We start from the raw sequence: 2,328 nt of genomic DNA on the forward strand, positions 1-2,328 counted from the left end.
GGCGCGTACGACATCACCGTGCGGTATAACACCGAGTCGAGCCCGGTGAAGCGCCAACCCCACGAATACGGGAAAATGCCGCCGGTGGCGTTCTCGCGGTCATGAGCGCAGCCCATGTTATGGCCCAGTTCGTGGGCAAAGGTATGTGTCCCGATGCAGCCGTGTTCCGTGACGCTGAACATGTGGCCTGCCGCGGACGGGCTGTTGTCGGTCATGATCCACGCGATGCCGCACGCGTCGCCAAACGCTACCAGCAGCGCTACCATGTCCGCCCCGCTCTGGTTGCGCCACGTGTGCACCTGGTCCATGAACGAATCGTCCGGACCGGTGAGCAGGGCAAGGTCGATGCCCATGTCACCGTTTTCCGTATAAGTCACGAGTTCCGTGCGCACCAGGCGCAACCGCACGTTGATGAGACTGTTCTCGTATCCCGTGTTCGCGAGATCGACGGCGAGATTGGTCTCGCTGAGCACTGCGGCCTCGCTGCCGGCCTCGGCGAGCACATTCGGCGTGTAGACGACCAAAACGTCGATCTCGGCCGGGTCTTCTTTTGTGGCGGCGGCGGCCGGGCCGGGCGGGCTGCCGCGCCCGGAGCCGGGCGCGGGCAGGGCGAAGCATTCGCAGCAGCGTTCCGCGTCCAGTTCGCGCGCCACATACCCTTGCGCCGTGCCGCGCACCTCGAAGAGGCCGTGTTTCCGCGTGAATGCGACGGCCGTGAGTGCGCCGTCATGCACGGAGGCCACGAGATAACCTTCCGCATCGCCGGGAACGGTTCCCCGCCACGTGAAACTGTCCGAGCCGTGGTCAATGCGCTTTTCCAGCACGCTATCCAGCACCACGCCGTCGAACAATACCAAGCGCACCAGCGCTCCCTTGCTTGCTTCCGGTCCTGACAATAATGCCGCGTCCACGGCCACGGGCCGCATACGCAGCACCGGCTCTCCGCCAGACGCTTGCGCGCGTTGTTCCGGCCCCGTGGGACGGACCAGTTCCGCCGCGTCCGGCGCCTGCCCGGCAAAAAGCCCCGACAAAAATGTGACGAATAAGACGGGTTGTGTGAAGTTCATGGTACAAATCCCTGCCTTCTTAGCCCTGCTGTCCAGCACTTTAAATGCAGTTTAGCACACCTTGAGCGGGAAACCTCGCGTCAGGCGGCGCCGTCGGCCTGAGACTGCGGCGCTATCCCGTGAAAACCGCGGCCTTTCTCGGAGTCTCCAGCAGACGGAGAATGTGCGCGGACTTTTCCGTGAGGCGCTGGTCCCAGGAGTTCGCGCGGGCGACGGCCTGGCGGGCCTGGACCCGCGCGGGACCGTGCGGGTCAACGAGACATTCCTCGATCTTGCGGAGGAAGTCGTGGTGGGACGTTGCGGTTTGCACCACGTGATCGTACGCGCAGACCGAGGGCAGCGCAGCGCTGACGACGGGTTTGCCCGCGGCCAGATACTCCTGCAACTTGAGCGGATAGATGTTGCGCGTGGCTTCGTTGACTTTGTACGGGATCAGCGTTACGTCCATGCCCTTGAGGCAGGCGGGCAGCGCCTCGATGGCGCGGTTGCCCAACAGATGAATGTTCGCGCGCGTCCTGAGCGGGCGCAGGTCCATGCCCGCGCGCGCAGGCCCCACGATGACGAACGACCAGGAAGGCCGCTGCTCGGCGAGATAGAGCAGGAGCCCTGCATCGAAGCGCTCGGGGTCGATGACCCCGACCGCGCCGATAACCGGCCTGGGCAGGCCTGCGATATCCGCCGGGACCACGGTCCGCGGGTCCGTGGCGCGCGCGAAATGCTCATAATCCGCGCCATGATGCACGACGTGCAACTCGGGGTTGATCCCCTCGCGCAGGGCTTTCCCGTTTTCGGTGCCGACGAAAACGAGGTCCGCTTCCGCGCACAGTTCCCGGTCGGTCCACAGGATCACGCGTTTGCCGGACGGGTAGGGCACGTAATTGGCCCACTCGTCGCATACGTCGTAGATGGTCACCTTTCGCGGAATTGCGCGTATCGCTTTACCGTGCAGCGGCGAGAAATTCCAGAGGATCGGCCGCCGCATGCCGAGACGCGCCATCTGCCGGCGCACGAGCGCGCCGAGCACACGCCCGTTCAGTGTCAGTGTTGCGCGCGCCACGGGAAACGGCAGCCGTCCCACGGGCAGGAACACGTGCGGCGGATGGAACACGAAGAGGTTCTCGCGCACTTCCTGGACCCGGGGGCCGTCCCACTGGCCCGCGCCTTGGGGGTCCTTCGGGCGAAACCGGTACAGGAAAGAACGGGGCACGTCGACATAAAGCACGCGATTGCGCGGAGCCAGCCTTGTGGCCAGTTGCTGCGG

The 2,328-nt window shown here is 65.1% G+C and carries 2 protein-coding genes; both read right to left on the reverse strand.

Going from position 1 to position 2,328, the window contains the following annotated elements; all coding sequences use genetic code 11:
• A partial coding sequence (locus KA184_08780) for a hypothetical protein (GenBank protein MBP8129665.1) occupies positions 1–1,067 on the reverse strand: 1,067 nt, incomplete at its 3' end.
• 112 nt (positions 1,068–1,179) lie between these two features.
• Positions 1,180–2,328: glycosyltransferase (locus KA184_08785; GenBank protein MBP8129666.1), on the reverse strand; the 1,149-nt coding region annotated here is incomplete at its 5' end.

The organism is Candidatus Hydrogenedentota bacterium (assembly GCA_018005585.1).
In the GTDB taxonomy this organism is placed as follows: Bacteria; Hydrogenedentota; Hydrogenedentia; order Hydrogenedentales; family JAGMZX01; genus JAGMZX01.